General features: G+C 53.3%; 21 protein-coding genes, 16 tRNA genes and 1 rRNA gene. 33 read left to right on the forward strand and 5 right to left on the reverse strand.

Annotated features, from left to right (window positions below):
- From KI367_RS25050 to KI367_RS25170, 25 genes are all read left to right on the forward strand, one after another.
- A 23S ribosomal RNA gene (locus KI367_RS25050) occupies nt 1-117 on the forward strand; the annotation flags it as partial.
- A 103-nt stretch (nt 118-220) separates the two neighbouring features.
- A tRNA-Asn gene (locus KI367_RS25055) sits at nt 221-296 on the forward strand.
- A gap of 4 nt (nt 297-300) precedes the next feature.
- Nucleotides 301-392 (forward strand) — tRNA-Ser (locus tag KI367_RS25060).
- Between the two features lie 25 nt (nt 393-417).
- Nucleotides 418-492 (forward strand) — tRNA-Glu (locus tag KI367_RS25065).
- 1 nt (nt 493) lies between these two features.
- A tRNA-Val gene (locus tag KI367_RS25070) sits at nt 494-569 on the forward strand.
- 32 nt (nt 570-601) lie between these two features.
- Nucleotides 602-675 (forward strand) — tRNA-Met (locus KI367_RS25075).
- Nucleotides 676-748: 73 nt separating this feature from the next.
- Nucleotides 749-825, forward strand: a tRNA-Asp gene (locus KI367_RS25080).
- 55 nt (nt 826-880) lie between these two features.
- A tRNA-Phe gene (locus KI367_RS25085) sits at nt 881-956 on the forward strand.
- 21 nt (nt 957-977) lie between these two features.
- A tRNA-Thr gene (locus KI367_RS25090) sits at nt 978-1,053 on the forward strand.
- A gap of 4 nt (nt 1,054-1,057) precedes the next feature.
- Nucleotides 1,058-1,143: transfer RNA gene (locus KI367_RS25095), tRNA-Tyr, on the forward strand.
- 6 nt (nt 1,144-1,149) lie between these two features.
- Nucleotides 1,150-1,223: transfer RNA gene (locus KI367_RS25100), tRNA-Trp, on the forward strand.
- Nucleotides 1,224-1,240: 17 nt separating this feature from the next.
- A tRNA-His gene (locus KI367_RS25105) sits at nt 1,241-1,313 on the forward strand.
- 19 nt (nt 1,314-1,332) lie between these two features.
- Nucleotides 1,333-1,407: transfer RNA gene (locus tag KI367_RS25110), tRNA-Gln, on the forward strand.
- A 5-nt stretch (nt 1,408-1,412) separates the two neighbouring features.
- Nucleotides 1,413-1,487, forward strand: a tRNA-Gly gene (locus tag KI367_RS25115).
- Between the two features lie 8 nt (nt 1,488-1,495).
- Nucleotides 1,496-1,569, forward strand: a tRNA-Cys gene (locus KI367_RS25120).
- 14 nt (nt 1,570-1,583) lie between these two features.
- Nucleotides 1,584-1,657, forward strand: a tRNA-Arg gene (locus tag KI367_RS25125).
- Nucleotides 1,658-1,671: 14 nt separating this feature from the next.
- Nucleotides 1,672-1,754 (forward strand) — tRNA-Leu (locus tag KI367_RS25130).
- 283 nt (nt 1,755-2,037) lie between these two features.
- On the forward strand, nt 2,038-3,243 hold the full coding sequence (locus tag KI367_RS25135; protein WP_212952762.1) for an SLC45 family MFS transporter: 1,206 nt from the start codon (nt 2,038-2,040) through the stop codon (nt 3,241-3,243).
- 249 nt (nt 3,244-3,492) lie between these two features.
- Nucleotides 3,493-3,789: a LiaF transmembrane domain-containing protein gene (locus KI367_RS25140; protein WP_036714570.1), complete on the forward strand. Its 297-nt coding sequence runs from the start codon at nt 3,493-3,495 to the stop codon at nt 3,787-3,789.
- Between the two features lie 89 nt (nt 3,790-3,878).
- Nucleotides 3,879-4,556 (forward strand): PspA/IM30 family protein, encoded by a 678-nt coding sequence (locus KI367_RS25145; protein WP_036714572.1) that lies wholly within the window; start codon nt 3,879-3,881, stop codon nt 4,554-4,556.
- Nucleotides 4,557-4,560: 4 nt separating this feature from the next.
- Nucleotides 4,561-5,049 (forward strand): PspC domain-containing protein, encoded by a 489-nt coding sequence (locus KI367_RS25150; RefSeq protein WP_036714574.1) that lies wholly within the window; start codon nt 4,561-4,563, stop codon nt 5,047-5,049.
- Between the two features lie 3 nt (nt 5,050-5,052).
- Nucleotides 5,053-5,760, forward strand: a complete 708-nt coding sequence (locus KI367_RS25155) for a PspA/IM30 family protein (protein ID WP_212952765.1) — start codon at nt 5,053-5,055, stop codon at nt 5,758-5,760.
- 137 nt (nt 5,761-5,897) lie between these two features.
- Nucleotides 5,898-6,545, forward strand: coding sequence for a cell wall-active antibiotics response protein LiaF (gene liaF / locus KI367_RS25160; protein WP_212952769.1), 648 nt, complete (start codon nt 5,898-5,900; stop codon nt 6,543-6,545).
- Nucleotides 6,546-6,563: 18 nt separating this feature from the next.
- Nucleotides 6,564-7,667, forward strand: a complete 1,104-nt coding sequence (locus KI367_RS25165; RefSeq protein ID WP_036714581.1) for a sensor histidine kinase — start codon at nt 6,564-6,566, stop codon at nt 7,665-7,667.
- Complete coding sequence (locus tag KI367_RS25170; protein ID WP_036714583.1) at nt 7,621-8,277, forward strand: response regulator transcription factor; 657 nt, start codon at nt 7,621-7,623, stop codon at nt 8,275-8,277. The genes KI367_RS25165 and KI367_RS25170 overlap by 47 nt, the downstream gene beginning before the upstream one ends.
- Nucleotides 8,278-8,349: 72 nt before the next feature.
- Here the strand turns inward: KI367_RS25170 and KI367_RS25175 are convergent, their stop codons facing one another.
- On the reverse strand, nt 8,350-8,706 hold the full coding sequence (locus KI367_RS25175; RefSeq protein WP_036714584.1) for a hypothetical protein: 357 nt from the start codon (nt 8,704-8,706) through the stop codon (nt 8,350-8,352).
- A gap of 172 nt (nt 8,707-8,878) precedes the next feature.
- On the opposite strand from KI367_RS25175, the gene KI367_RS25180 reads away from it, so the two are divergent.
- The 3 genes from KI367_RS25180 to KI367_RS25190 all read left to right on the forward strand — a co-directional run bounded on the left by KI367_RS25180 (nt 8,879) and on the right by KI367_RS25190 (nt 13,279).
- Nucleotides 8,879-9,631 carry a YwmB family TATA-box binding protein gene (locus KI367_RS25180; RefSeq protein WP_212952771.1) on the forward strand — a complete coding sequence of 251 codons (753 nt, stop codon included), beginning with the start codon at nt 8,879-8,881 and terminating at the stop codon, nt 9,629-9,631.
- Nucleotides 9,632-9,982: 351 nt separating this feature from the next.
- Nucleotides 9,983-11,533: a glucose-6-phosphate dehydrogenase gene (zwf, locus tag KI367_RS25185; protein ID WP_036714590.1), complete on the forward strand. Its 1,551-nt coding sequence runs from the start codon at nt 9,983-9,985 to the stop codon at nt 11,531-11,533.
- Between the two features lie 162 nt (nt 11,534-11,695).
- Nucleotides 11,696-13,279 carry a peptide chain release factor 3 gene (locus KI367_RS25190; protein ID WP_036714592.1) on the forward strand — a complete coding sequence of 528 codons (1,584 nt, stop codon included), beginning with the start codon at nt 11,696-11,698 and terminating at the stop codon, nt 13,277-13,279.
- A gap of 64 nt (nt 13,280-13,343) precedes the next feature.
- Here KI367_RS25190 and sspI read toward each other — a convergent pair whose 3' ends face one another.
- Entirely contained in the window at nt 13,344-13,577 is a 234-nt protein-coding gene (gene sspI, locus KI367_RS25195; RefSeq protein WP_036714594.1) for a small acid-soluble spore protein SspI, read from the reverse strand.
- Nucleotides 13,578-13,707: 130 nt separating this feature from the next.
- Between sspI and KI367_RS25200 the strand changes: the two genes are divergently transcribed.
- The 4 genes from KI367_RS25200 (at nt 13,708) to pulA (ending at nt 18,118) form a co-directional block, all read left to right on the forward strand.
- Nucleotides 13,708-14,370: a potassium channel family protein gene (locus KI367_RS25200; protein ID WP_036714596.1), complete on the forward strand. Its 663-nt coding sequence runs from the start codon at nt 13,708-13,710 to the stop codon at nt 14,368-14,370.
- A gap of 55 nt (nt 14,371-14,425) precedes the next feature.
- Entirely contained in the window at nt 14,426-15,220 is a 795-nt protein-coding gene (locus tag KI367_RS25205) for a TrmH family RNA methyltransferase (RefSeq protein ID WP_212952774.1), read from the forward strand.
- A gap of 216 nt (nt 15,221-15,436) precedes the next feature.
- Nucleotides 15,437-16,138: a CatB-related O-acetyltransferase gene (locus KI367_RS25210; protein ID WP_212952777.1), complete on the forward strand. Its 702-nt coding sequence runs from the start codon at nt 15,437-15,439 to the stop codon at nt 16,136-16,138.
- A gap of 15 nt (nt 16,139-16,153) precedes the next feature.
- On the forward strand, nt 16,154-18,118 hold the full coding sequence (gene pulA, locus KI367_RS25215) for a type I pullulanase (protein ID WP_212952780.1): 1,965 nt from the start codon (nt 16,154-16,156) through the stop codon (nt 18,116-18,118).
- Between the two features lie 181 nt (nt 18,119-18,299).
- Here the strand turns inward: pulA and KI367_RS25220 are convergent, their stop codons facing one another.
- The 3 genes from KI367_RS25220 to KI367_RS25230 form a co-directional block, all read right to left on the reverse strand.
- A complete protein-coding gene (locus KI367_RS25220; RefSeq protein WP_036714598.1) occupies nt 18,300-19,166 on the reverse strand; it encodes an SDR family oxidoreductase in 867 nt (288 codons plus the stop codon).
- The gene (uxuA, locus tag KI367_RS25225) at nt 19,163-20,251 is read right to left on the reverse strand and encodes a mannonate dehydratase (RefSeq protein WP_212952782.1); all 1,089 of its coding nucleotides are present in this window, start codon (nt 20,249-20,251) and stop codon (nt 19,163-19,165) included. Before uxuA ends, KI367_RS25220 begins: the two co-directional genes overlap by 4 nt.
- A gap of 109 nt (nt 20,252-20,360) precedes the next feature.
- Nucleotides 20,361-21,038, reverse strand: coding sequence for a GntR family transcriptional regulator (locus KI367_RS25230; RefSeq protein WP_036714600.1), 678 nt, complete (start codon nt 21,036-21,038; stop codon nt 20,361-20,363).
- 233 nt (nt 21,039-21,271) lie between these two features.
- Between KI367_RS25230 and ric the strand changes: the two genes are divergently transcribed.
- A complete protein-coding gene (gene ric / locus KI367_RS25235; RefSeq protein WP_212952784.1) occupies nt 21,272-21,970 on the forward strand; it encodes an iron-sulfur cluster repair di-iron protein in 699 nt (232 codons plus the stop codon).
- Nucleotides 21,971-22,105 lie beyond the last annotated feature (135 nt).

Consider the following 22,105-nt stretch of genomic DNA (forward strand, 5'->3'; position numbering starts at 1 on the left):
AAGATGAGATTTCCCAGTATGTAAGACCCCTTGAAGACGACGAGGTAGATAGGTTGGAGGTGGAAGTGCAGCAATGCATGGAGCTGACCAATACTAATCGGTCGAGGGCTTATCCTAAAAGCTTTCTAAAAGAAAGCTCGCTACGGAAGCATATGCTTTGTTAAAACGCAAACGTTTCGTATCTAGTTTTCAGGTGATCAAACATCTGAATAATTATTGTTCCCTGATAGCTCAGTCGGTAGAGCACTCGACTGTTAATCGAGTTGTCACAGGTTCGAGTCCTGTTCGGGGAGCCATTATGGAGAGGTGTCCGAGTTGGCCGAAGGAGCACGATTGGAAATCGTGTAGGCGTCACAAGCGTCTCGAGGGTTCGAATCCCTCTCTCTCCGCCATAAAATTTCATTTGCATTAAATTAAGGCCCGTTGGTCAAGGGGTTAAGACACCTCCCTTTCACGGAGGTAACAGGGGTTCGAATCCCCTACGGGTCACCATGGAGACTTAGCTCAGCTGGGAGAGCATCTGCCTTACAAGCAGAGGGTCGGGGGTTCGATCCCCTCAGTCTCCACCATATCATCCTCATTCAACGAGGATTCATAATGACGCGGGGTGGAGCAGTCCGGTAGCTCGTCGGGCTCATAACCCGAAGGCCGCAGGTTCAAATCCTGCCCCCGCAATTTATCTCCAAAAAGTCTAAATATGTTTTCATAACATATGTAGATTCTTTACAGGAGAAATTATTAAGGCCGTGGAACCGTGGTGTAGAGGCCTAACATGCCTGCCTGTCACGCAGGAGATCGCGGGTTCGAATCCCGTCGGTTCCGCCATTCAATATTTCAGGGTATGAAGTATTGCATAGAAGCTTTAACCATGTTATAGTAAGGCTCGGTAGCTCAGTCGGTAGAGCAGAGGACTGAAAATCCTCGTGTCGGCGGTTCGATTCCGTCCCGAGCCACCATGAAATCATAAACGAATAAAAGCCGGTGTAGCTCAATTGGTAGAGCAACTGACTTGTAATCAGTAGGTTGGGGGTTCAAGTCCTCTCGCCGGCACCATTGTGGAGGCTTAGCGAAGTGGCCAAACGCAGCAGACTGTAAATCTGTTCTCGTACGAGTTCGGTGGTTCGAATCCATCAGCCTCCACCAGTATCTAGGGGCATAGTTTAAAGGTAGAACAGCGGTCTCCAAAACCGTTAGTGTGGGTTCAATTCCTGCTGCCCCTGCCAGTTCAATTTTATATGTGGCGGTCGTGGCGAAGGGGTTAACGCACCGGATTGTGGCTCCGGCATTCGTGGGTTCAAGTCCCATCGATCGCCCTCTAAGTTTTCAAATTGTTGGGGATTAGCCAAGCGGTAAGGCAACGGACTTTGACTCCGTCATGCATAGGTTCGAATCCTATATCCCCAGCCATTTACGCGGACGTGGCTCAGCGGTAGAGCATCGCCTTGCCAAGGCGAGGGTCGCGGGTTCGATTCCCGTCGTCCGCTCCAATATTTACGGCGCCATAGCCAAGTGGTAAGGCACAGCTCTGCAAAAGCTTTATCCCCAGTTCGAATCTGGGTGGCGCCTCCATTACAATCAAATATGCGCCCTTAGCTCAGCTGGATAGAGCGTTTGACTACGAATCAAAAGGTCAGGAGTTCGAATCTCTTAGGGCGCGTTTCATCTTCATCTGCTGGTGTGGCGGAATGGCAGACGCGGCGGACTCAAAATCCGCTTCCGGCAACGGAGTGGGGGTTCAAGTCCCTTCACCAGCATACTCATGAACGATCAAGCTCTTAAGTTGCAATGATTGCAGCTTAAGAGCTTTTTTGCATTCCTTCACCGTTGCGGCGGTTCTAAACTTGACCAAGCCATTCTTACGTTTTTCTAACGAAGATCAAACAATACATGAATGCTCCTGTTGTATAATATAAAAAACGGAGATCCTCAATTGGAGGCTGATATCGCCCAACGGCTGCTAACAACCTACAAATGATTCAAGTTTTTTACACTGTTCCTGAATCACGATTTTAAAAGAAAGTGGAGGTCATTCCCTTCATGAAAAAAACATGGCTGCTCGGATTCGGTTTTTTCAGCATCAGCATTACCTGGTCGCTTTATAACGCGTTTGTCCCTTATTTTTTGGATCCTTATCTTAAAAGCACGGCCTTGATTGGCTTCATGATGACCCTCGACAACTACTTCGCTTTGTTTTTGCAGCCATGGATCGGCCATTTGAGCGACAAAACCCAGACCCGTTTCGGCAAACGGATGCCATTTCTGATGTTGGGCATGCCTGCAGCTGCGCTGTTCGTCATCCTGATTCCATTACATACGAGTTTTATCACGCTTCTCCTGTTCATGATGCTGATGAACCTTTCAATGAGCGTCTACCGCTCCCCGACGGTCGCCCTCATGCCGGATATTACGCCCGATCATCAACGGACCAAAGCGAACGGCATCATTAATTTTATGGGCGGTTTTGGCGGCATTTTGGCCTTTGGAGCCGGTTCTGTGCTGTATGGGGCGAATCCTTCCTTTCCTTTTATCGCGGCAGCGGCGATTACCTTGATTTCATTATGGATTCTGACGGCCGCAATTAAGGAAAATAGGGACGTCATCGTATCGCTGCCTGCCGAGAAACGGCCGAAAATCAAGCTCAAAGGAGAACTGGACCGCACGACGGTGCTCCTGCTCGCAGCGATCTTTTTCTGGTTTGTGTCCTATCAAGGCGTGGAAGCGCTATTTACTTTATACGGTAAACATTACATGGGATTAACGGAAAAAGACGCGGCATTTTCGCTTACGTTCTTTTCCTTGTTTTTCGTGTTGTTTGCGATCCCGAGCGGCTGGCTTGGCAACCGGTTGGGCAAAAGGAAAACGATCCTTGCGGGCGTGATCGGACTGTTTGCTGTATTTGCGGCGGTGCCGTTCGTCGATACCGTTCTGCTGCTGCGGGTGTTGCTTGCGCTGGGAGGGATTTGCTGGGCCCTCATTAACATCAACTCGTACCCTTTTGTGGTATCGGTCGGCAGCGAGGGCAGCATCGGCACGCGGACGGGATTGTATTATCTCGTCTCGTCGCTTGCGGCGATCACGTCGCCACCATTGCTCGGCCTGATGATCGATCAGTTCGGATACCGTTCCTTGTTCATTTGCGCCTCGGCCGGCATGCTGCTTGCGCTCCTGTTCATCTCTTTGGTCAGGCATGACGGAAAAAGCGCTGCCGCTAACGAGCCGGTTTCGGCCGAAGCAAATATGTAAAGCTTCTTAATAATAGGGTGCCGGATGTTTCCGGTGCCTTTTTTTGCTTTTAGCTGCTGTCGCAAACCCTCGGAGGCAAACAACCCGGAAAACGGCGGTATAGGGCAAAAACCCCCGATAGCCTTAGGTCTGAAACGTTCCCCGACCAAGGTCTAGGATGAAAAACCGTCTGCAGTCTGTTTTGGAAAGAGGCCGTACCACCTAAAATAAAGACATAAGGTTGATGCACTGAAAGGAAGTGAGAAATGCATGAAAAACCGCAATAACGGAACAGCAATCGTATTGATCGTCGTCGGGGCGCTGATGCTCTTCGGTTTGTTCGCCCCACTGTTTGGTAAACTGATAGGTTTGCTCTTCCCGATTCTGCTGATCGTCCTTGGCTATTACGGAATCCGCAGAGGCAGAGTGGTGATCGGAACCATCATCCTCGCGTTCGGTGCTTTGTCTTTGCTGGCGAAGTTGTCCTGGATCATCGGACCGCTGCTCGGCATCGCGCTGGTGATTTTCGGAATCTCCCTTCTAAAGGGAAAGAAAAGCTACTACTAACATGAATCTGTTGCAAATACCGTACCAATATCCGTAAGAAGAGGATTTATCCGAATCCGGAAAAAACGAATAAGGAGGGGCTACACAAGATGAGTGTTTTTCGTCGGGTGCGGGATATTACCGCAGCGAATATCAATGAACGTTTGGAGCAAAGTCAGGATCCGGTGCGGCTGATCGACCAGTTTCTGGCCACCACGCGGGATGACATCGTCGAAGCCGAAAAGCTTGTACAGCAGTCCACCGCACATATGAGACAGCTGAAGCTGCAAGTCGATCAAGCCGAAACGATGAAAAACAAACGCGAAGAGCAGGCGCTCCTGGCCTTGAAGGCCGGGGAAGATCATCTCGCCAAGCTGGCGCTCCAAGAAAAGATCATTTATGAAGAAAAGCTGGAACAATACAGCGAATTGCTGAATACGACCCAAAGTTCCTTGATGGACCTGGAAAGCCAGCTGAACGAATTAAAACTGGAGTACCAGACCGTTTATAACAAACGCCAATATTACGTGGCGCGCATGGAGACGCTTCGGCTCCAGCAGCGCATGAACCAACGGATGGAGGGCTACGGCGGCGGCCAGGACGTTCCTAAAATGTTCAACCGCCTCGAGGACCGCATCTCCGACTGGGAGTTCGAAGCCCAAAGCCTGCGGGACCTGCGCCGCATGGGCCAACAATACTTAGAGCAGGCCGGCGAGACGGTATCCAGCATACTGGAGAAGGAAATGGCCCGTTTGAAACAAAAGCTGAACAACAGCGGAAAGGAGTAACATCATGAGCAAACTCTACCGTTCGAGACGGGATAAGATGGTCACCGGGCTTTGCGGCGGACTGTCGGACTTGATCGGGATGGACTCGACGCTGCTGCGGATTTTGTTCATCGTCACGGTTTTCTTCACCGGCGGCACCACCTTGTTCATCTACTTCATCGCCGCTCTCGTCGTACCGAAGGAACCGGCCCCGCCTTATAATCCATACGGCCCCGCGGGCCCAGGCGGTTACTACGGCGGCCAGCCGGGCAACGGAGCTTACGGCAACGGAAGCTATTACGGAGGAAACGGCCACTACAACAACAACGGCCCTTCCTTTGACCCAAGAAGTAGATACAACGATCCGTCTTATGGCAGCAGACCGAGCGGAGGATTTTCCTCCCCGTCGTCCAACCTGGACGCCATGATGGAAGACATCGAAAAGAAAGCCATGAAAAAAGAGCTTGAAGAGCTGAAGAAAAAACTGTCCAAATACGAGAAGGGAGAAGTGTAAAACATGGGAGTATTTAAAAGATTGAAAGATATGACGAAAGCGTCGGTAAATGAACTGCTGGATAAAGTAGAGGATCCGATTGTCATGCTGAACCAATACCTCCGCGATATGGAGGCTGAAATCCACGAGGCCGAACTGACCGTTGCCAAGCAAATGGCGAACGAGCGCCGCATGAAGCAGCGCGTTGAAGAAGCCGAAAAAATGTCCGTGCAGCGCGAGGCTCAAGCCGAGCTGGCCCTGAAAAACGGCCAGGAGGAAATCGCACGCAAGCTACTCGAAGAAAAAATCTACTTCGATCAAAAAATCACCGAATACCGCGACCTGCATGCGCAGTCCGAAACGCAAGCCAAAGAACTGGTGCAGCAGCTGCATGACATGAAAGACGAGTTCTACAAAATGCGCAACAAACGCAACGAGCTGGTGACCCGCGCCCAAATGGCGAAAGCCAAAAAGCAAATGTCGCAAATCAACAGCCTGCATACGATCGAAAGCGGCAGCGCGTCCCTCGGATTCCACCGCATGGAAGAAAAAATCATGCAGATGGAAGCTGAAGCCGACGTCCTCCGCGCCCCGTACCGCCCATCGGCCAGCACGTTCACGAGTCCGGTGGATGCCGAAAAGCAGCTGAAAGTGGAAGAACAGCTTAAGGCGCTGAAAAACAAAATGAACGCTTCCGGCAATGCCGGCGGGACGAAAGCTACGAAAGAATAAGTCTTCACAAAATAGGACAATATGATATGCTATAAAGAATGAGAAGTGGAAAGCCATATTGGTGCGAAAGCCTCGCCCCATATGGCTTTTCCGACCTTTACCATGAACGGTTTCAAGACATCGCAAGGAGGTGCGGCATGGAAAAAAGAAATCGCTTGATTGCCCTTATTCTCATCGGGGTCGGCCTTCTCATGCTGGTCGGCAGGTGGGTCGGCTTTTTTACCATTGTCGCACTGTTGTTTTTATTGGCGGGAATCTATGCGATTCGCGGCGGCAAGGTGAAGCGGGGCTATCGCCTGCTGGCGGTCGGAGCCATTTTGCTCGTACTCGACCATCTAATGATTGTTCTCGGCATTGCGCTGTTATCGCTAGGGTTCTTTTTCATCAAGGCTAAAAAGGTACAGCCGAAGGAAAGTTTTATTCAAAAGCAAAACTTTTCCTCCAATTTCGATTGGGACCAGCAGCCATGGGTGATGCGCAGCATGAGCGTATGGCATGTGTTTGGCGAGGCCGATATGGACTTGTCCCTGGCGATCCCGGAGGATAAGGAAACCGTGATGATGTTCCAAGGAATCATGGGCGATATGGATCTGCAGATCCCGGAGTATTACGGCATCGAGATCGAAGCCTTCGTCCTGTTCGGCTCCATCGACTTCAGGGGGGAACGGGACAACGGCATGATGAACCGGCTGAACTGGAAGTCGCCGAACTATGAGACCAGCGAGCAGAAAGTGAAATTCATCATCTCTTATCTCGTTGGCGATCTTGATATTCATATTTCCTAAGAAATGGGGGTTCCCCGCGTGAAAGAAAAAAAGCCGGTCAATATGGTCTCCCGAAGCATGGGCGAGGGAGCCCTTCTTTCTTTTATACTGCTGCTTATCATTTTTTACGTGTTGTATACATATGGTTATTTGGCGCCTTTCGACGACTGGAACAAACGGGTGCAGGCGATTACGACGCTGGTACTGGTTCCTCTCGGGATCGGCGCGATGTACGGGTTTTACCAAAGCTATCGGACGAAAAGAAGGTTGGAGCTGCTTCGCGACACGCTGTTATCCTGGGAAAAAGGGAATTTGTCCCGGGACGTCCCGGAGCTTGGCGTGGATGAAGTGGGCCGCCTCGGCGAACAGCTCGGGCGCATCAGCAAAAAATGGGAGGAGCAGGTTACGTCTCTCCAGCGCCTGTCCACCAACAATGCCCAGCTTGCCGAGCAGGCCAGGGTATCCGCGATCGTCGAAGAGCGGCAGCGGCTCGCCCGGGAGCTGCATGATGCGGTCTCGCAGCAGCTGTTCGCGATATCGATGACGGCTACGGCCGTGGGAAGAACGCTGGCAAAAGATTTTGACAAGGCGCAGCGGCAGGTGGCGCTGATCGAAGAGATGGCCGCCGTGGCGCAATCGGAGATGCGGGCGCTGCTTCTTCATCTCCGGCCGGTGTATCTGGAAGGGAAACCGCTGGAGCAAGGCTTGAAAGAACTTATTAAAGAGCTTAAGGTTAAAGTACCGATGGAAATCGCGTTTGAAATGGATGAAGGCATCCAGTTGATGAAAGGGATCGAAAACCATCTGTTCCGGATCATTCAGGAAGCAATGTCGAATACGCTGCGGCATGCCAAAGCGGAAAAAATGGAAATCCGCATTCATCAGAAGCAGGACGCCGTATGGGTGATGCTGCGCGACGATGGGCAGGGATTCGAAATGGACGAGAAAAAACAGGCCTCGTACGGCCTTTCCAATATGCAGGAACGGGTGAGCGAAATCGGGGGTTCGATCCAATTCATTACCGCTCCGGGCAAAGGAACGCGAATCGAAATTACGATTCCGATCGTACATGAAGAAAAAGGAGGGGAAGAGGACCATGGAGGATTTAGAAAAGCCGGCGATCAAAGTGCTGCTCGTGGATGATCACGAGATGGTGCGCATCGGGCTGGCCGCGGTGCTTGGCACGGAGGACGGCATCGAGGTGGTCGGCGAAGCCGGCAGCGGCGAGGAGGGCATACGCCTGGCCCGCGAATACAAGCCGGATGTGGTGCTGATGGACCTGGTGATGGATGGAATGGACGGCATCGAAGCGACCCGGCAGCTGCTGAAGCTGTATCCGGACTGCAAGGTGATCGTGCTGACGAGTTACCTGGACGACGAGAAGATGTATCCGGTCATCGAGGCAGGTGCTTTCAGCTACCTGCTGAAAACGTCCCGGGCAAGCGAAATCGCCGAAGCCATCCGGGCCGCCGCCCGCGGCCAATCGGTGCTGGAATCGCAGGTGGCATCCAAGATGATGAACCGGTTCCGGCATGCGGAAACCGAAGCCCCTGCCCATAAGGAATTGACGGAGCGGGAGATGGACGTGCTGCGGCTTTTGGCCCAAGGCAAATCGAATCAGGAGATCGCCGATGAATTGATCATCGGCATCAAAACGGTCAAATTCCACGTGACGAACATTTTGGCGAAGCTGGGGGTCGACGACCGCACCCAAGCGGCCATATACGCCTATAAAAACGGATTGGCGGAATAAAGCAAATGCACCCATGCCTACCGACGGAACCTGAAAGGGCCCGAAAGGTACCGGCAGGGTGCATTTTCGGTTTTAAATGAGGAACAGAAGCGCAAGCAAGCCGAGGCTGAGAGCGACTGCTCCGGCTCCGAATCCGTAATACCCGTAACCGTAAGGCGGGTACCCGTAGCCGTATGGCGGGAATAGGGCGCGAACCTGGGCTTTCGGGGCGGCGTTTTTCTGTTTTTTCGAGGAGTGCGGGCGTTTCTGGGCCGGCTTGAGGTTGGCGGCGTGAAGCGCGGTATTTTCTTCGCCGTTTAATATGATTTCGCCGTTGCGGCAATGCGTCAACCTTCCGACGTAGGTTCTGCCGTCATGCAAACAAGCAAGGACCATTTTGCCGCGATGTTTCATGATGTTTTCTTCTGAAAGGGGATAGATCGGGATCATGTAAAGGGTCAATCCTCCTCTTCTATTTTTGTTAACAATGTATTCGGCTTTAGGCTGGCATGCCATAGTTATTCACCCATTTATCCAACTTTGCCTGCAGGGTATAATCTTCTCTTAACCCGGACATCCTGTTTAGTAGATTGATAGTTTAGGGCCGAGGGGATGGATGGGGATGAAAACGGCGGCAAAATGGGGAGCTTTTGGTTTGGCGGGAATGGTTTTATTGGGAATCATGTATTTTCAGTTTTGGAACAGCTTGACGAAGGTTCAGGCCGCAGCCGATCAAAGCGAACTCCGGACGCTGTTTAACCTGGGCCGGCAAATGGTGAAAGAGCCGCAGCGCGTCGTCATCAAATGGCAGGGAACTTGGGAAGGAAGCGGCGATGCCGAAGCGGCTGCCCAACATCTGAGCCGATCGCTGCAGCTGCCGTCCGTGAAAGAAGTGGAAGAAAACGGTCATACGACTTATCGGGCCATAGGGGAAAAAGACGCGGTCAACGTTCGGTTCAACTGGCAGGAAATCTCCGGCGACCAAAGTTACGTCATCATCCAGCTGGAGGCGCAAACGCCGCAGCAGTGGGACAGCCTTGCCGATTTGCAGGCCAAGTTCGGGGAAAAAATGCGGGATGCCGGCATCGATGCGAAGTGGAATGCGGCTTTGCAGGGGCATGTCGATGATCGGACGGAAGCGGCTGACACCATGAACCGGATTGAAGGGCGGCTTAAGGGGATTTTGGATGCCGTCCCTAAGGAAACGTACCAGGATGAGACGACCGTCAGCAATGCTTATCAGGTGCCGTCGTTGAAAACGCGGGTAAGAAGCGGCGACACGTGGCTCAATATGCAGGTTGCCGTTCATGAAGATGATGTACGCGGAACAAACCGGGTGACGATCGGCCTGCCGGTCATTACGATCGAATATTGATGGCGGATGGTTTATTGAAGAAATGGCCATAATATTTTGAGTGTTTTGGTAAGAAAAACGGATAGCAACATTTGGATGAATATGCTAAAATGACGTATCATTAATTTTTGGGTATAAGAGGATATGAACTAAACGTTGCCTTGATAAAGATGCTGCTGTTTTGTCTTGGATCACCGTTCAGCAAAAGCTGAAGCGAGGTTGTTTTCGCAGGGAATTCTGCCGCCGGCTGCTGTGCGGTCCTTTTACAATAAGGGGTGCCCAAGACGGCGTATTCCGGATCTCTTGGAGATCCAGGCGGAAGTTCCTTTTGCATAAAAATACACCATACTACATAAGGGATGATTGAGGGCCATGGCTGAAAATCAAAATTTGGAATCGCTCAAGACACCGGGCGCCGTATTTTTTATTTTTGGGGCTACCGGAGATTTGGCTAAACGAAAACTGTTTCCGGCCATTTATAGCTTGTACCGCGAAGGTAAATTGGCCGAAGATTTTGCCGTCATCGGCGTGGCGCGCCGGCCGCGCACCCAAGAGGAATTCCGCGAGGACGTGTTTCACTCCATCCAGGAATTTTGCCGGTACAAAACGGAAAATGACGACCAGTTCCGCGCCTTTGCGGAGCATTTTGAGTACAAGTCCCTGGACATCAACAATGTGGACGGCTTCCGCGAGCTGAACGACCAGACGGTCGCTTTGGAGGAACGCTACCATATTCCGGGGAACCGCCTGTTTTATCTGGCCCTGGCACCGGAGCTGTTCGGAAGCGTTTCGTCCAACCTGCAAAAAGGCGGCATGCTGAACAGTGCGGGATGGAGACGCCTCGTGATCGAAAAACCTTTCGGATACGATTTGCAATCGGCCGAAGAGCTGAACGAGCAGATCCGTCAGGTATTTAAGGAAGAGGAAATTTATCGCATCGACCATTACCTCGGGAAGGAAATGGTTCAAAATATCGAAGTCATCCGTTTTGCGAATGCGTTTTTTGAGCCGCTCTGGAACAACAAACATATCGCAAACGTGCAAATTACGCTCAGTGAAACCGTCGGGGTGGAAGAGCGCGGCGGGTATTACGATCACGCGGGAGCGCTGCGGGACATGGGACAAAACCATATGCTGCAAATGCTCACGATGATCGCCATGGAGCCGCCGAGCCGGCTGCTTCCGGAAGATATCCGCGACGAGAAGGTGAAGGTGCTTCGTTCGCTTCGTCCTTACGCCAATGCGGAGGAAGTGAAGAAAAACGTCGTCCGCGGACAATATGTGCAGGGCAGCTCGCGCGGCAAAGATTTACCGGCATACCGCGACGAAGATAAGATCGATCCAGAGTCCAATACCGAAACGTATTATATGGCCCGCGTATTCGTGGACAACTTCCGTTGGGCGGGAGTTCCGTTCTACATTCGGACAGGCAAGCGGCTTCCCGTCAAAACGACCGAAATAGTGGTCGAATTCAAAGGCATGCCGAACAACGTTTATCTCGGGAAAAAGTATAAACTCGAGCCAAACCTGCTTGTCATTCGGGTCAATCCGATGGAAGGCATTTACGTGAAAATCAACGCGAAAAGGCCGGGTTCCGAATCCGAAATCGAACCGCTTGCGATGGACTTTTGCCAAAGCTGCATGGTGGGCATCAACTCGCCTGAAGCTTATGAACGCCTGCTGCATGATGCGGCTCGGGGGGATTCGACTTATTTTACCCGTTGGGACGAGGTGGCTACGGCATGGTCTTTCGTGGACCGCATCGCCGAAGCATGGAAACAGGATCCGGAAGGGCCTCTTCAATACCCTGCGGGTTCCTGGGGGCCGAAAGAAGCCGATCAACTGCTGGCGGAGGATGGCTTCCACTGGTGGCCGGTCAATGGACAGGAAGAAGACGACGTCGTTTGGGAAGTTAATAAATAATTTCAGAATATGAAAAATAATCATCCTCATGCAGCTACTGCATGGGGGTGATTTGCGTATGGAATGTGGTACAATAATAAAATGACAAAAGTAGTATAGAGTGAACCGGGAAACGTGAAATCAGCTTTCGGTTCGATCTATTGAGATGAAGGGAATAGTGAAATGAGCAAAGCGATAGACCAAGCCTTGCAGCAGGAAGTCGATAAGCGAAGAACCTTCGCGATCATTTCCCACCCGGACGCGGGTAAAACGACATTGACGGAAAAGCTGCTGCTGTTCGGGGGCGCCATCCGGTTAGCCGGTACGGTCAAAGCCCGCAAAGCCAGCAAGCATGCCACCAGCGACTGGATGGAAATCGAAAAACAACGGGGGATCTCGGTAACCTCCTCCGTGATGCAGTTTGATTATATGGGACACCGGATCAACATTTTGGATACGCCGGGTCACCAGGATTTCAGTGAGGACACCTACCGGACGCTGACCGCCGCCGACAGCGCGGTCATGCTGATCGACGTAGCCAAAGGCGTCGAAGCGCAGACGATCAAGCTGTTTCAGGTGTGCGCGAAGCGAGGCATTCCGATTTTTACGTTCATCAACAAATTGGACCGCGAAGGCCGCAACCCGTTCGAATTGATGGAAGAGCTCGAGCAGGTGCTCGGCATCCGTTCCGTGCCAATGAACTGGCCGATCGGCTCCGGCCGGGATCTGTGCGGCGTATACGACCGGGCGAAAAATCAGGTCGAGCTGTTCCAGGGCAACGACCATTCCACGATTCAAGTGAAAAAGGTCGATGACTACCATGATCCGGTCATCCGGGAAATGGCCGGGGAGTATTTCCATGAGCAGCTCTGCCAGGACCTGGAGCTTCTTGACGTTGCAGGCGATCCGTTCGACATGGACAAAGTGCTGAAAGGCGAACTGACGCCGGTATTTTTCGGCAGCGCGATCAACAACTTCGGCGTGCAGACGTTCCTCGAAAACTTCCTGCAGCTTGCGCCGAAACCGCAGCCGCGGAGCAGCACGGCCGGACTGATCGAGCCTTCGAACGAAAAGTTCTCGGGTTATATTTTCAAAATCCAGGCGAACATGAATCCTGCGCACCGCGACCGGATCGCGTTCATGCGCATCGTATCGGGCAAGTTCCAGCGGGGGATGAGCGTCAAGCATGTCAGGGCCGGCAAGGACATCAAGCTGTCGCAGCCGCAGCAGTTTTTGGCCCAGGACCGCGATATCGTCGAAGAGGCGTATCCCGGCGACATTATCGGTCTGTTCGACCCCGGTATTTTCCGGATCGGCGATTCGCTCAGCCAGGGCAGCGAGGTCGTGTTCGACGAACTGCCGACGTTTTCGCCGGAGATTTTCGCTAAGGTCACGGTGAAAAACGCGCTTAAGCATAAGCAGTACCAGAAGGGGATCGACCAGCTGACGGAAGAGGGGACCATTCAGGTGTTCCAGACGGTCAGCTTCGACGATACGATTCTCGGGGTTGTCGGCCAGCTCCAGTTCGAGGTGTTCGAATACCGGATGAAAGGCGAATACGGCGTGGACGTGCAGCTGCAGCGGATGCCGTACCAGTTCGCCCGCTGGATCGTCGGCGACGACATCGACCCGAGCAAGTTCCGGATCAACTCGACGCTCGTGAAAGACAAAAAAGGAAATTACGTCGTGTTGTTCGAAAACGAATATGCCATGCGTACGGCCATGGAAAAAAATCCGGACGCGAAATTTTTGGATACCGCTCCGTAAAACCATCGTTCAGCAAAAAACCTCCGCAGGATAGGCGGAGGTTTTTTCGTCCCGGCGTTGCAGGTTAGGACAAAGGACCTGGAGAGACGTGCTTCAAATGTTCATTCACGACATGAACCAGGTTGTCCTGCTGATTCGTATCTATGTTTTTCCAGATCATTTCAAAAATAACGCCGAGCCCGGGCAGCGCCTGTTCAGGCCCGTCCACCGAGCCTTCGATCATGGAGCGGAGATCCGCTTCGCTGCTGTCATGAACCTTATGGATGACCGCTTGACGCAGGTCAAGTGTGATTGACATCGTATTCCCTCCACCTGTGAAAAATCGTTTACCTCCATAATGTTCCCCATGCCGCTGGGCAAAATTCAAGTTTTTTGCGCGCTGTGATATAATAATCGGGATAGACTTCTGCAACCCGGGGGGTTAACAAATGGCGAAAAAGCAGTACGCCGTCATAGGTATGGGGCGATTCGGTTTTAGCGTAGCCAATGCGCTCAGCGAGATGGGTTTCGACGTTCTGGCGATCGACTCTGACGAGCAGCGCACCCAGGCGGTTTCCAATATTGTTACGCATGCCGTTTCGGCTGACAGCACGGACGAGGAGGCGCTGCGCGCGCTTGGAATCCGGAATTTCGACGTGGTGGTCGTGGCGATCGGCGAAGACATCCAGTCCAGCATTTTGACCACGCTCATCCTGAAGGACATCGGCGTGGAGACGATCATCGTCAAAGCGCAAAACGAGCTTCACGGGAAGGTCCTGAACAAGATCGGAGCGGACAAAGTCATTTATCCGGAACGGGATATGGGCATGAGGGTCGCTCATCATTTGATTTCCCCGAATATTCTCGATTACATCGAAATTTCCGAGGACTACAGCATTCTCGAAATGAAGGTGTCGCAGGAAATGATCGGCAAAAACTTGAAGGAACTTGATGTGCGCGCCCGCTTCGGCTGCAACGTCATGGCGGTGAAACGCGGCACCAAGATGAATATTTCCCCGAATGCGGACGACCGCCTCGAAGAAGGCGACGTGCTGGTCATCGTGGGCGAAACGGGCAACTTGACGAAGCTGGAGCTCGCGTATCCGAAGTGATCCCGAAGGATCGTCGGCGGAATACGAGGCTGCTCCTGCATGAAGGACGGTTTTTATGGATATATTATCACCGCAAAATCCCCGGGCGAAGGAATGGGCGCAGCTGCTCGAGAAAAAGCACCGGGACAAGCAGGGAAAATACTTGATCGAAGGCATCCATCTGGTTCAGGAAGCGCTGCGCTCCGGGGCCGACCTGGAATGCGTCGCTTTTGACGCGGAGCGGGGGATTCCCTCTGAGCTGGCGTCCATGGCGGACACCGGTCAAACGCAGTGGATCGGGGTGTCGGCCGCGGTCATCGCCAAATGCTCGGATACGAAAACGCCGCAGCCGGTGTTTGCCGTCGTCCGCAAGCAGAAGGCGGCAATCGGCAAGCTGCTTGCGCAAAAAAACAGCCTGGTCATCGTTCTGGACGCCGTTCAGGACCCGGGCAACGTCGGCACGATCATCCGGACGGCGGATGCGGCCGGAGCCGACGGCGTCATCGTCGGCCGCGGTTCGGCCGATATCTATAACCCGAAAACGATCCGTTCGACGATGGGGTCGATGTTCCATCTGCCCGTCGTGGAAGGGGATCTGATGGAATTGCTTCCGCAGGCGAAACAGAGCGGCGTCCGGATCGTCAGCACGAGCCTGCAGGCGACGTCGACCTGCTACGGATACGATTTTACCGGACCTTCGTGGCTTTTGATGGGCAATGAGGCAAAAGGCGTGTCCGAAGCTGCCCAGCAGCTGGTGGACGATGCGCTGACCATTCCGATGAAGGGCCAAGCGGAATCGCTTAACGTCGCGATGGCTTCGACGGTCTTGCTGTTCGAGGCGATGCGGCAGCGGCATTTTAACCAGCCGTGAATCCTGCCAAGCTTAAGCGGTTCCGACATACATCAAGGCTTAAAAATACATTCTGACGGGATAGCTTAAAGGCAGTCAACCCTTGCAATGCAAGGATCGGCTGCCTTTAAGCTTATAGCGGGCCATGATCGAATATAATGGAAAGGTCGCTGTAAATGCCCTGCCCCAGCAGCATGGATTCTAAGAGCGCAATAATATCTTGAAGGGGGTCGCCAGATGAACGTTCCGGATCCGGGAAGCGTTTTTCCAATGAAAAATGTCAGAAGCCTCTGTTTCCTGAAAAATGTTGTGGTCAATCCTAATATAGAAATCGGGGATTTCACATATTACGACGATTTCGAGAATCCGCTCAATTTTGAGAAAAACGTCCTTTATCACTTTGACTTTATCGGGGATAAGCTCATCATCGGGAAATTTTGCGCAATTGCATCCAACGTAAAATTTATCATGAACGGGGCGAATCATAATATCAATTCGTTTACGACGTTCCCTTTTGGGGCGTTTGGCGGGGATTGGGAAACGGGATTAACGAATTTAAGCGGAGGTTTCAAGGGCGATACAAATGTCGGAAGCGATGTTTGGATCGGCTACAACGCTACGATTATGCCCGGGGTTCGTATCGGTAACGTCGCGATCATTGCCTCAAACGCCGTGGTGACCAAAGATGTTGCGCCTTATTCCATTGTCGGAGGCAACCCGGCCCGATTAATCCGTTACCGATTCGACGAAGAAACCATTGAGATGCTTCATGCCTTAAAGTGGTGGGACTGGGATATTGAAACAATAACGGAATCTGTTCCGGTATTGACCGGCCATGACAAGGCAGCCTTAAAAAGAACTGCTGAATCATGTGAAGGAAGCCGATACAACCAAGGGATAAGGGTTGATATCATATACATAATGAAAATGACAAATTAATGGAGAGTGGCATGCGTGTCGGTACAAAAAGAGCATCATGGCGTGGTGGTCGATTACGGGAATCCGGCGGTAACGAAGGGCATTTCCGTGTTTGATCCGGAATTCGACTCTTTATTTGCGTATGAAGGCGACGACCTTGGCGTACGTTATACGCCGGAGGCAACCAAGTTCCGTCTATGGGCGCCAACGGCTTCCGAGGCGAAGGTATTGTTATATCCCGTGTGGAGATGCACGTTTGCCGAAGAGATGGACATGGCCCGCGATGAAGGCGGGACGTGGACCCTGACCCTTGAAGGCGATTACAAGGGAATCGGCTACAACTATAAGGTGAAAATCGGCGAGCAGTGGAATGAAGGCGTAGACCCTTATGCCACGGCCGTAGGAATCAACGGGGACCGCGGGGCGATCGTGGACATGGAAGCGACGAACCCGGAGCGCTGGACGGAGGATAGGCCTCCGCTTGCATCGCCGGTGGATGCGGTCATTTACGAACTTCACCTCCGGGATCTGTCCATTCATCCAAAGAGCGGGATTTCCCATCGCGGAAAATATCTCGGGTTAGCCGAAGAGGGGACGCGGGGGCCGAAACAGATCCCGACCGGACTTGATCATATCCGCAGCCTTGGGGTAACGCATGTCCAGCTGATGCCCATTTACGATTTTGCGACCGAAAGCGTCGACGAAGCAAAATCCGACGTTCCGCAGTACAACTGGGGATACGATCCGAAAAACTACAATGTGCCGGAAGGCTCCTATGCAACCGATCCTTATGATCCTGCCGTGCGGATCAAGGAATTGAAGCAGCTGGTGCAAACGCTGCATGACAAAGGCCTGCGCGTGATTATGGACGTCGTGTACAACCATGTGTACGATTGGTATTTAATGAACTTTACCAAGCTTGTGCCAGGCTACTACCTGCGCTACAGGGATGACGGAACGCTGTCGGACGGCTCCTTCTGCGGCAACGAATTGGCTTCCGAACGGAAAATGGCCCGCAAATTCATCGTGGATTCCGTGCTGCATTGGGTGAAGGAATACCATATCGACGGTTTCCGGTTCGACCTGATGGGGCTGATGGACATCGAAACGATGAATGAAATCCGCCGCCGCTTGGATGAAATCGATCCGGGCATCATCATGATCGGCGAAGGCTGGAATATGTCCGATACGACGCTGCCTGCCGAGAAGCGGGCCAACCAGGCGAATGCCGCCAAGCTTCCGGGAATCGGCCAATTCAACGACGGGCTGCGGGATGCGGTCAAAGGCAGCATTTTCAACCATGAAAACAAAGGCTTTATCAGCGGGGCGACCGGCTTTGAACAGGATATCCGAAAAGGCGTGGCGGGAGGAATCCGGTACAGCGACAGGCTGCGGCAGTATGCCGAAGAGCCGGTGCAAACGGTCAATTACGCCGAATGCCATGATAATCACACGATGTGGGATAAGCTGGTTCTTTCGACGCCAGGAATCGGGGATGACATGCGGAAAAGCATGCACCGCCTCGGGACGGCGATCGTGCTGACCAGCCAAGGCATCCCGCTGCTCCATGCCGGCCAGGAATTTATGCGTACCAAAAACGGCGTGGAAAACAGCTACAAATCGCCGGATGAAGTCAATTGGCTGGATTGGGAGCGCTGCGCCGCCCACCGCTGCGAAGTCGACTACGTGCGGCGAGTGATTCGGCTCCGGAAAGAGCATCCGGCCTTCCGTCTTCGTACGGCGGAGCAGATCAAGACGCATCTTGTGTTCGAAGAAGCGCCCGCGGGATGCGTGGCATATACGCTGCGCGATCATGCCGGCGGCGACCCGTCGAAGCATTTGTATGTGCTGTATCATGCCAGGGCCGAGGAAACGATCCTTCCGCTTCCAACGTTGGGAGAATGGAGCGCCGTCATGGGCGGGGAACATATTCGATCCTTGAACCCGGATCGGTTGACCGCCGGCGGCATCGGGCTGATCGTGCTGGAAGTCAAACAATAATCCAAAAAAAGGGGAAGTCCCATATCGCGAATGCGGCGGGCTTCCCCTTTTTGCGCGCCGGGATAAAGGGTTCCAACGGCTAGCAGGCGAGAACGTTTCGCCTCTTTGCGTGTTTCCCTTGATCCCGTTCTTTGCTTTTTTGATCTTTCAAGGTACGATGTTTTGGATCTCCAGGCTTGGTCTAAACGCCCGAGTAGGCCATGAAACCTCCGTCCACGGGAATGACGGTTCCCGTGACAAAGCCGGATACCGTATCGTCGACCAGCCAGAGCATGGTGCCCAGCAGATCCTCCGGGACGCCAAAACGGCGCATCGGCGTATGGGTGATGATTTTATGAGAACGTTCGGTAAGCGAGCCGTCGGGGTTCGTCAGCAGCGCGCGGTTTTGTTCCGTCAGGAAAAAACCCGGAGCCATCGCGTTGACGCGGATGCCCGTTTCCGCAAAATGCACCGCAAGCCACTGCGTAAAATTGTTGATGGCCGCTTTGGCCGCGCTGTAGGCAGGCACTTTCGTCATCGGGCTGACGGAGCTCATGGAGGAAATGTTCAGCACGGTCGCTCCCGGACGGCCCGCCATATGCTTGGCGAAAATTTGCGTCGGAAGGAAGGTGCCGATAAAGTTCAAATCCATGACGTTCCGGAAGCCCTGCACGCTGACGTCGAAAAAGGACGTGACATCCGGCAGCGCTTCGTCGCCGCTCCGATAAATTTCATTGGTCGTGTTGGCGCTTGGATGATTGCCGCCCGCCCCGTTGATGAGGATGTCGCAGCCGCCAAAACGCTCGCGGACCTCTTTTTCGGCCGCCTCCACGCTGTTTTTGTCGGTGACGTCACAGCCAATGGCGACGGCGGTGCCGCCTGCGGCGCGGATGTCTTCGGCGACGGCTTCGCCTTTGGACGCGGTCCGGTTCAAAATCGCCACCCGGGCTCCCTGACGGCCAAGCTCCAGCGCCATGGCCCGGCATAATACGCCCGACCCGCCGGTAATGACCGCCGTTTTGCCTTTCAAGGCAGGGTGGATGGGCATCGTATTCGCATTGGCGTTCATACGGTTCCTCCTTTTCCGTGGATGGGTTCGACCCGCTCCAAGGCATCCCACAATCCCCACAAATACATAATGCCAAGCGCCCGGTCATAAAGCCCGTAGCCGGGTCTGCATTCTTCGTCCCAGAGATGGCGGCCATGGTCGGGTCTGGCGTATCCGCTGAATCCATGGTCGTGGTACGCTTTGACGATCCCCGCGATGTCGACGGTTCCGTCCTGGGTGCGGTGCGAAGTTTCGATGAAGTCGCCGTTGTCGTAAACGCGGACATTGCGGATATGGGCGAACGGAATCCGCTCGTGGAACTCATGGATCATGCCGATGATGTCGTTTTCCGGATTGGCCCCGAACGAACCGCTGCACAGCGTGATGCCGTTGGAAGGGCTGTCCACGATACGGAGCAGCCGCCGCAGGCTTTCCTGGCCGGTAATGATGCGCGGCAGGCCAAAAATCGGCCATGGCGGGTCATCCGGATGGATGGCCATTCGAATGCCGCAGCGTTCGGCCGCGGGTACGACGGCTTTGAGGAAATAAGCAAGATGTTCCCATAAATCCTCGGCGGAAACGCCTTTATAGGCCTCAAACAGGCTCGTCAAATGAGCCAGCCGCTCCGGCTCCCAGCCCGGCATCGTCAAGGTGCTGTTCCGGTTGATCTCCTCGACAAGCTTAAACGGATCGATGCCGTCGATGCGGGATTTTTCGAAAAAAAGCGCGGTCGATCCGTCGTCCATCTTTTTGTGCAGTTCGGTCCGGGCCCAATCGAAAACGGGCATAAAATTGTAGCAGATCACTTTGACGCCGACCTGCGCAAGCTTTTCGATCGTTGCAATGTAGTTTTGGATATACAGGTCGCGGGTCGGCCGGCCGAGCTTGATGTCCTCGTGAACGTTGACGCTTTCGACCACGTCGAGATGGAGGCCGTGTTTTACCGCCTGATCGCGGACCTCAAGGATTTTTTCCATCGGCCATTCTTCTCCGGCCGGCACGTCGTGCAGCGCCCAAACGATGCCTTCCACGCCGGGGATTTGCTTGATGTGGCTCAGCGAAACGGTGTCGTTTCCTTCGCCGAACCACCGGAATACCATACGCATATCTACACCGCCTTTTTACGTAATGAATCGGGACGTTCCGCAGCTTTGGGAAGCGGCCTTTGTCCGGTCATCGGGCAAAATTTCGCAGTTGGTAGGGCTTACAACTTTTTTACTTGAAATACTCAGGGTAACGTTCTTTGAGCACGGGAAGGTTCGCGATGCTGAGCCGCATATGCTCCATCATGATCCGCTCGGCTTGGTCGGCTTGCTGCTGCTTGATCGCGAGGAACATTTGGCGGTGCTGCTCATAAAGAAGCTCCCAATGCGGATCGGTCCACAGCCACAGGATGCGGGTGCGGTTGAAATGGGCATTCATCTGCTGAATGACGTTCCATGTTCCGCTTTTGCGGCAGCCGTCAAACAAGATCCGGTGGAATTCTTCGTCCAGCTCGAACATGTTTTTGCTGTCCTGGCGCTGGATCGCTTCCCGCTGCTGTTCAAGATTGTGTTCCAGGGCGGCAAGCCGCTCTTCCGGAAAAGCCCCGCAAGCCAGGCGCACGACCGCTTTTTCCAGCTGCTCGCGCATAAACCGGGCTTCCTCGACCTGCTCGGAATCGATCAGCGATACCCGGGTGCCGCGTTGGGGCAGCACAAGCACCAATCCTTCCTGCGCCAGCCGCACGAAACTTTCGCGCACCGGCGTCCGGCTCACCTCAAAGGCCAGGGAGGTTTCCTTTTCGGACAAAGAGGTTCCGGGCGGCAGCTCTAAGCTGACGATTTGCTGTTTCAGCCGCTGATATACCATGCTGCCTGCCGAGCCCGACGGTTGAAGCATACGATCATCCATAAGGTTCACCTCCTAGGTTCCATACTACCATACAAGTATGGGAGTTGTAATCCCGAAATTAGGGCGAGGTTGGGACGAGGGAAAATAGGATGAGGAAATTCACGGATTGTTGGAATTTGGTATGAGCGGAATCACATCGGGCTTAGGGCCCTTTTTCTATACTGGGCTTGTAAACAACAGGGGGCGCGATTATCCCGTCAACTGATGAGTCCAATGCATTGGAGGTCTTTTCGATGAGTCCATTGACGCTTCAAACGAAAGTGTCCGATATTGTAACGGCCATTCCCCAAGCAGCCGATATCTTCCGGGCTTTACGCATCGATTTTTGCTGCGGAGGCAAGATCCCTTTGGAGGAGGCGGCGAAGAAACGGGGGCATGATCCGGAGGCTGTTCTTGGCCGAATTACGGAGCTTGAAACGAAGCTGGCGGAATGCCGAGACACCCGCCCGGGTGAGCTTGCCGAGCCTGAACTGGTTCAATACATCCAAACGAAGCATCACGCTTTTCTTCGCGAGGAGCTGCCTGCATTGACGCCATACGTGACGAAGCTGGCCCGGGTACATGGCGAACGCCATCCCGAGCTGCTGCGGGTGCAGGAATTATTCGCCGCATTGAAGCAGGAGCTGCTGGAGCATACCGAAGACGAGGATCGGAACGTTTTCCCGCTCGTGCTGAAATTTGTGGAGAACCCGGACCCTGAGGCGTCCGAGCAGCTGAAACCGCATATGACTGAGCTTGAACGGGAGCATGAACAGGCCGGAAGCCTGCTGAAGGAACTTAGGGAAATTACCGGCGATTTTTTGCCCCCGGCCGACGCCTGCGGTACATACAAGCTGGTTTACCGGCGGCTGGCGGCGCTCGAAAAGGATACTTTCGAACATATCCACCTCGAAAACAACGTGCTGTTCGAACGGATGCGCGCAGCGGTATAACGGTCATGGGGGCTGTCCAGAAAGTCAGTGAAAACTGACTTCTGGTCCGCCCATTTTCGTTGAATGCAAAAAATAACACAAAAAAACCGTCTGATCTTGTAAAATGAAAGTTACCAGACAACCATTTTACAGAAG

It is taken from the genome of Paenibacillus cookii, from assembly GCF_018333375.1.
Taxonomy (GTDB): Bacteria; Bacillota; Bacilli; order Paenibacillales; family Paenibacillaceae; genus Paenibacillus_AQ; species Paenibacillus_AQ cookii.

What these genes read in the sequence shown, in the direction of transcription:
- KI367_RS25155 (WP_212952765.1), top strand. Translation starts at nt 5,053, where the DNA reads ATGGGAGTATTTAAAAGATTGAAAGATATGACGAAAGCGTCGGTAAAT.
- KI367_RS25190 (WP_036714592.1), top strand. Translation starts at nt 11,696, where the DNA reads ATGAGCAAAGCGATAGACCAAGCCTTGCAGCAGGAAGTCGATAAGCGA.
- KI367_RS25145 (WP_036714572.1), top strand. Translation starts at nt 3,879, where the DNA reads ATGAGTGTTTTTCGTCGGGTGCGGGATATTACCGCAGCGAATATCAAT.
- KI367_RS25220 (WP_036714598.1), bottom strand. Translation starts at nt 19,166, where the DNA reads ATGAACGCCAATGCGAATACGATGCCCATCCACCCTGCCTTGAAAGGC.
- KI367_RS25175 (WP_036714584.1), bottom strand. Translation starts at nt 8,706, where the DNA reads ATGATCCCGATCTATCCCCTTTCAGAAGAAAACATCATGAAACATCGC.
- KI367_RS25205 (WP_212952774.1), top strand. Translation starts at nt 14,426, where the DNA reads ATGGATATATTATCACCGCAAAATCCCCGGGCGAAGGAATGGGCGCAG.
- liaF (WP_212952769.1), top strand. Translation starts at nt 5,898, where the DNA reads ATGGAAAAAAGAAATCGCTTGATTGCCCTTATTCTCATCGGGGTCGGC.
- KI367_RS25180 (WP_212952771.1), top strand. Translation starts at nt 8,879, where the DNA reads ATGAAAACGGCGGCAAAATGGGGAGCTTTTGGTTTGGCGGGAATGGTT.
- KI367_RS25140 (WP_036714570.1), top strand. Translation starts at nt 3,493, where the DNA reads ATGAAAAACCGCAATAACGGAACAGCAATCGTATTGATCGTCGTCGGG.
- KI367_RS25200 (WP_036714596.1), top strand. Translation starts at nt 13,708, where the DNA reads ATGGCGAAAAAGCAGTACGCCGTCATAGGTATGGGGCGATTCGGTTTT.
- KI367_RS25170 (WP_036714583.1), top strand. Translation starts at nt 7,621, where the DNA reads ATGGAGGATTTAGAAAAGCCGGCGATCAAAGTGCTGCTCGTGGATGAT.
- KI367_RS25150 (WP_036714574.1), top strand. Translation starts at nt 4,561, where the DNA reads ATGAGCAAACTCTACCGTTCGAGACGGGATAAGATGGTCACCGGGCTT.
- sspI (WP_036714594.1), bottom strand. Translation starts at nt 13,577, where the DNA reads ATGTCAATCACACTTGACCTGCGTCAAGCGGTCATCCATAAGGTTCAT.
- zwf (WP_036714590.1), top strand. Translation starts at nt 9,983, where the DNA reads ATGGCTGAAAATCAAAATTTGGAATCGCTCAAGACACCGGGCGCCGTA.
- ric (WP_212952784.1), top strand. Translation starts at nt 21,272, where the DNA reads ATGAGTCCATTGACGCTTCAAACGAAAGTGTCCGATATTGTAACGGCC.
- uxuA (WP_212952782.1), bottom strand. Translation starts at nt 20,251, where the DNA reads ATGCGTATGGTATTCCGGTGGTTCGGCGAAGGAAACGACACCGTTTCG.
- KI367_RS25210 (WP_212952777.1), top strand. Translation starts at nt 15,437, where the DNA reads ATGAACGTTCCGGATCCGGGAAGCGTTTTTCCAATGAAAAATGTCAGA.
- KI367_RS25230 (WP_036714600.1), bottom strand. Translation starts at nt 21,038, where the DNA reads ATGGATGATCGTATGCTTCAACCGTCGGGCTCGGCAGGCAGCATGGTA.
- KI367_RS25135 (WP_212952762.1), top strand. Translation starts at nt 2,038, where the DNA reads ATGAAAAAAACATGGCTGCTCGGATTCGGTTTTTTCAGCATCAGCATT.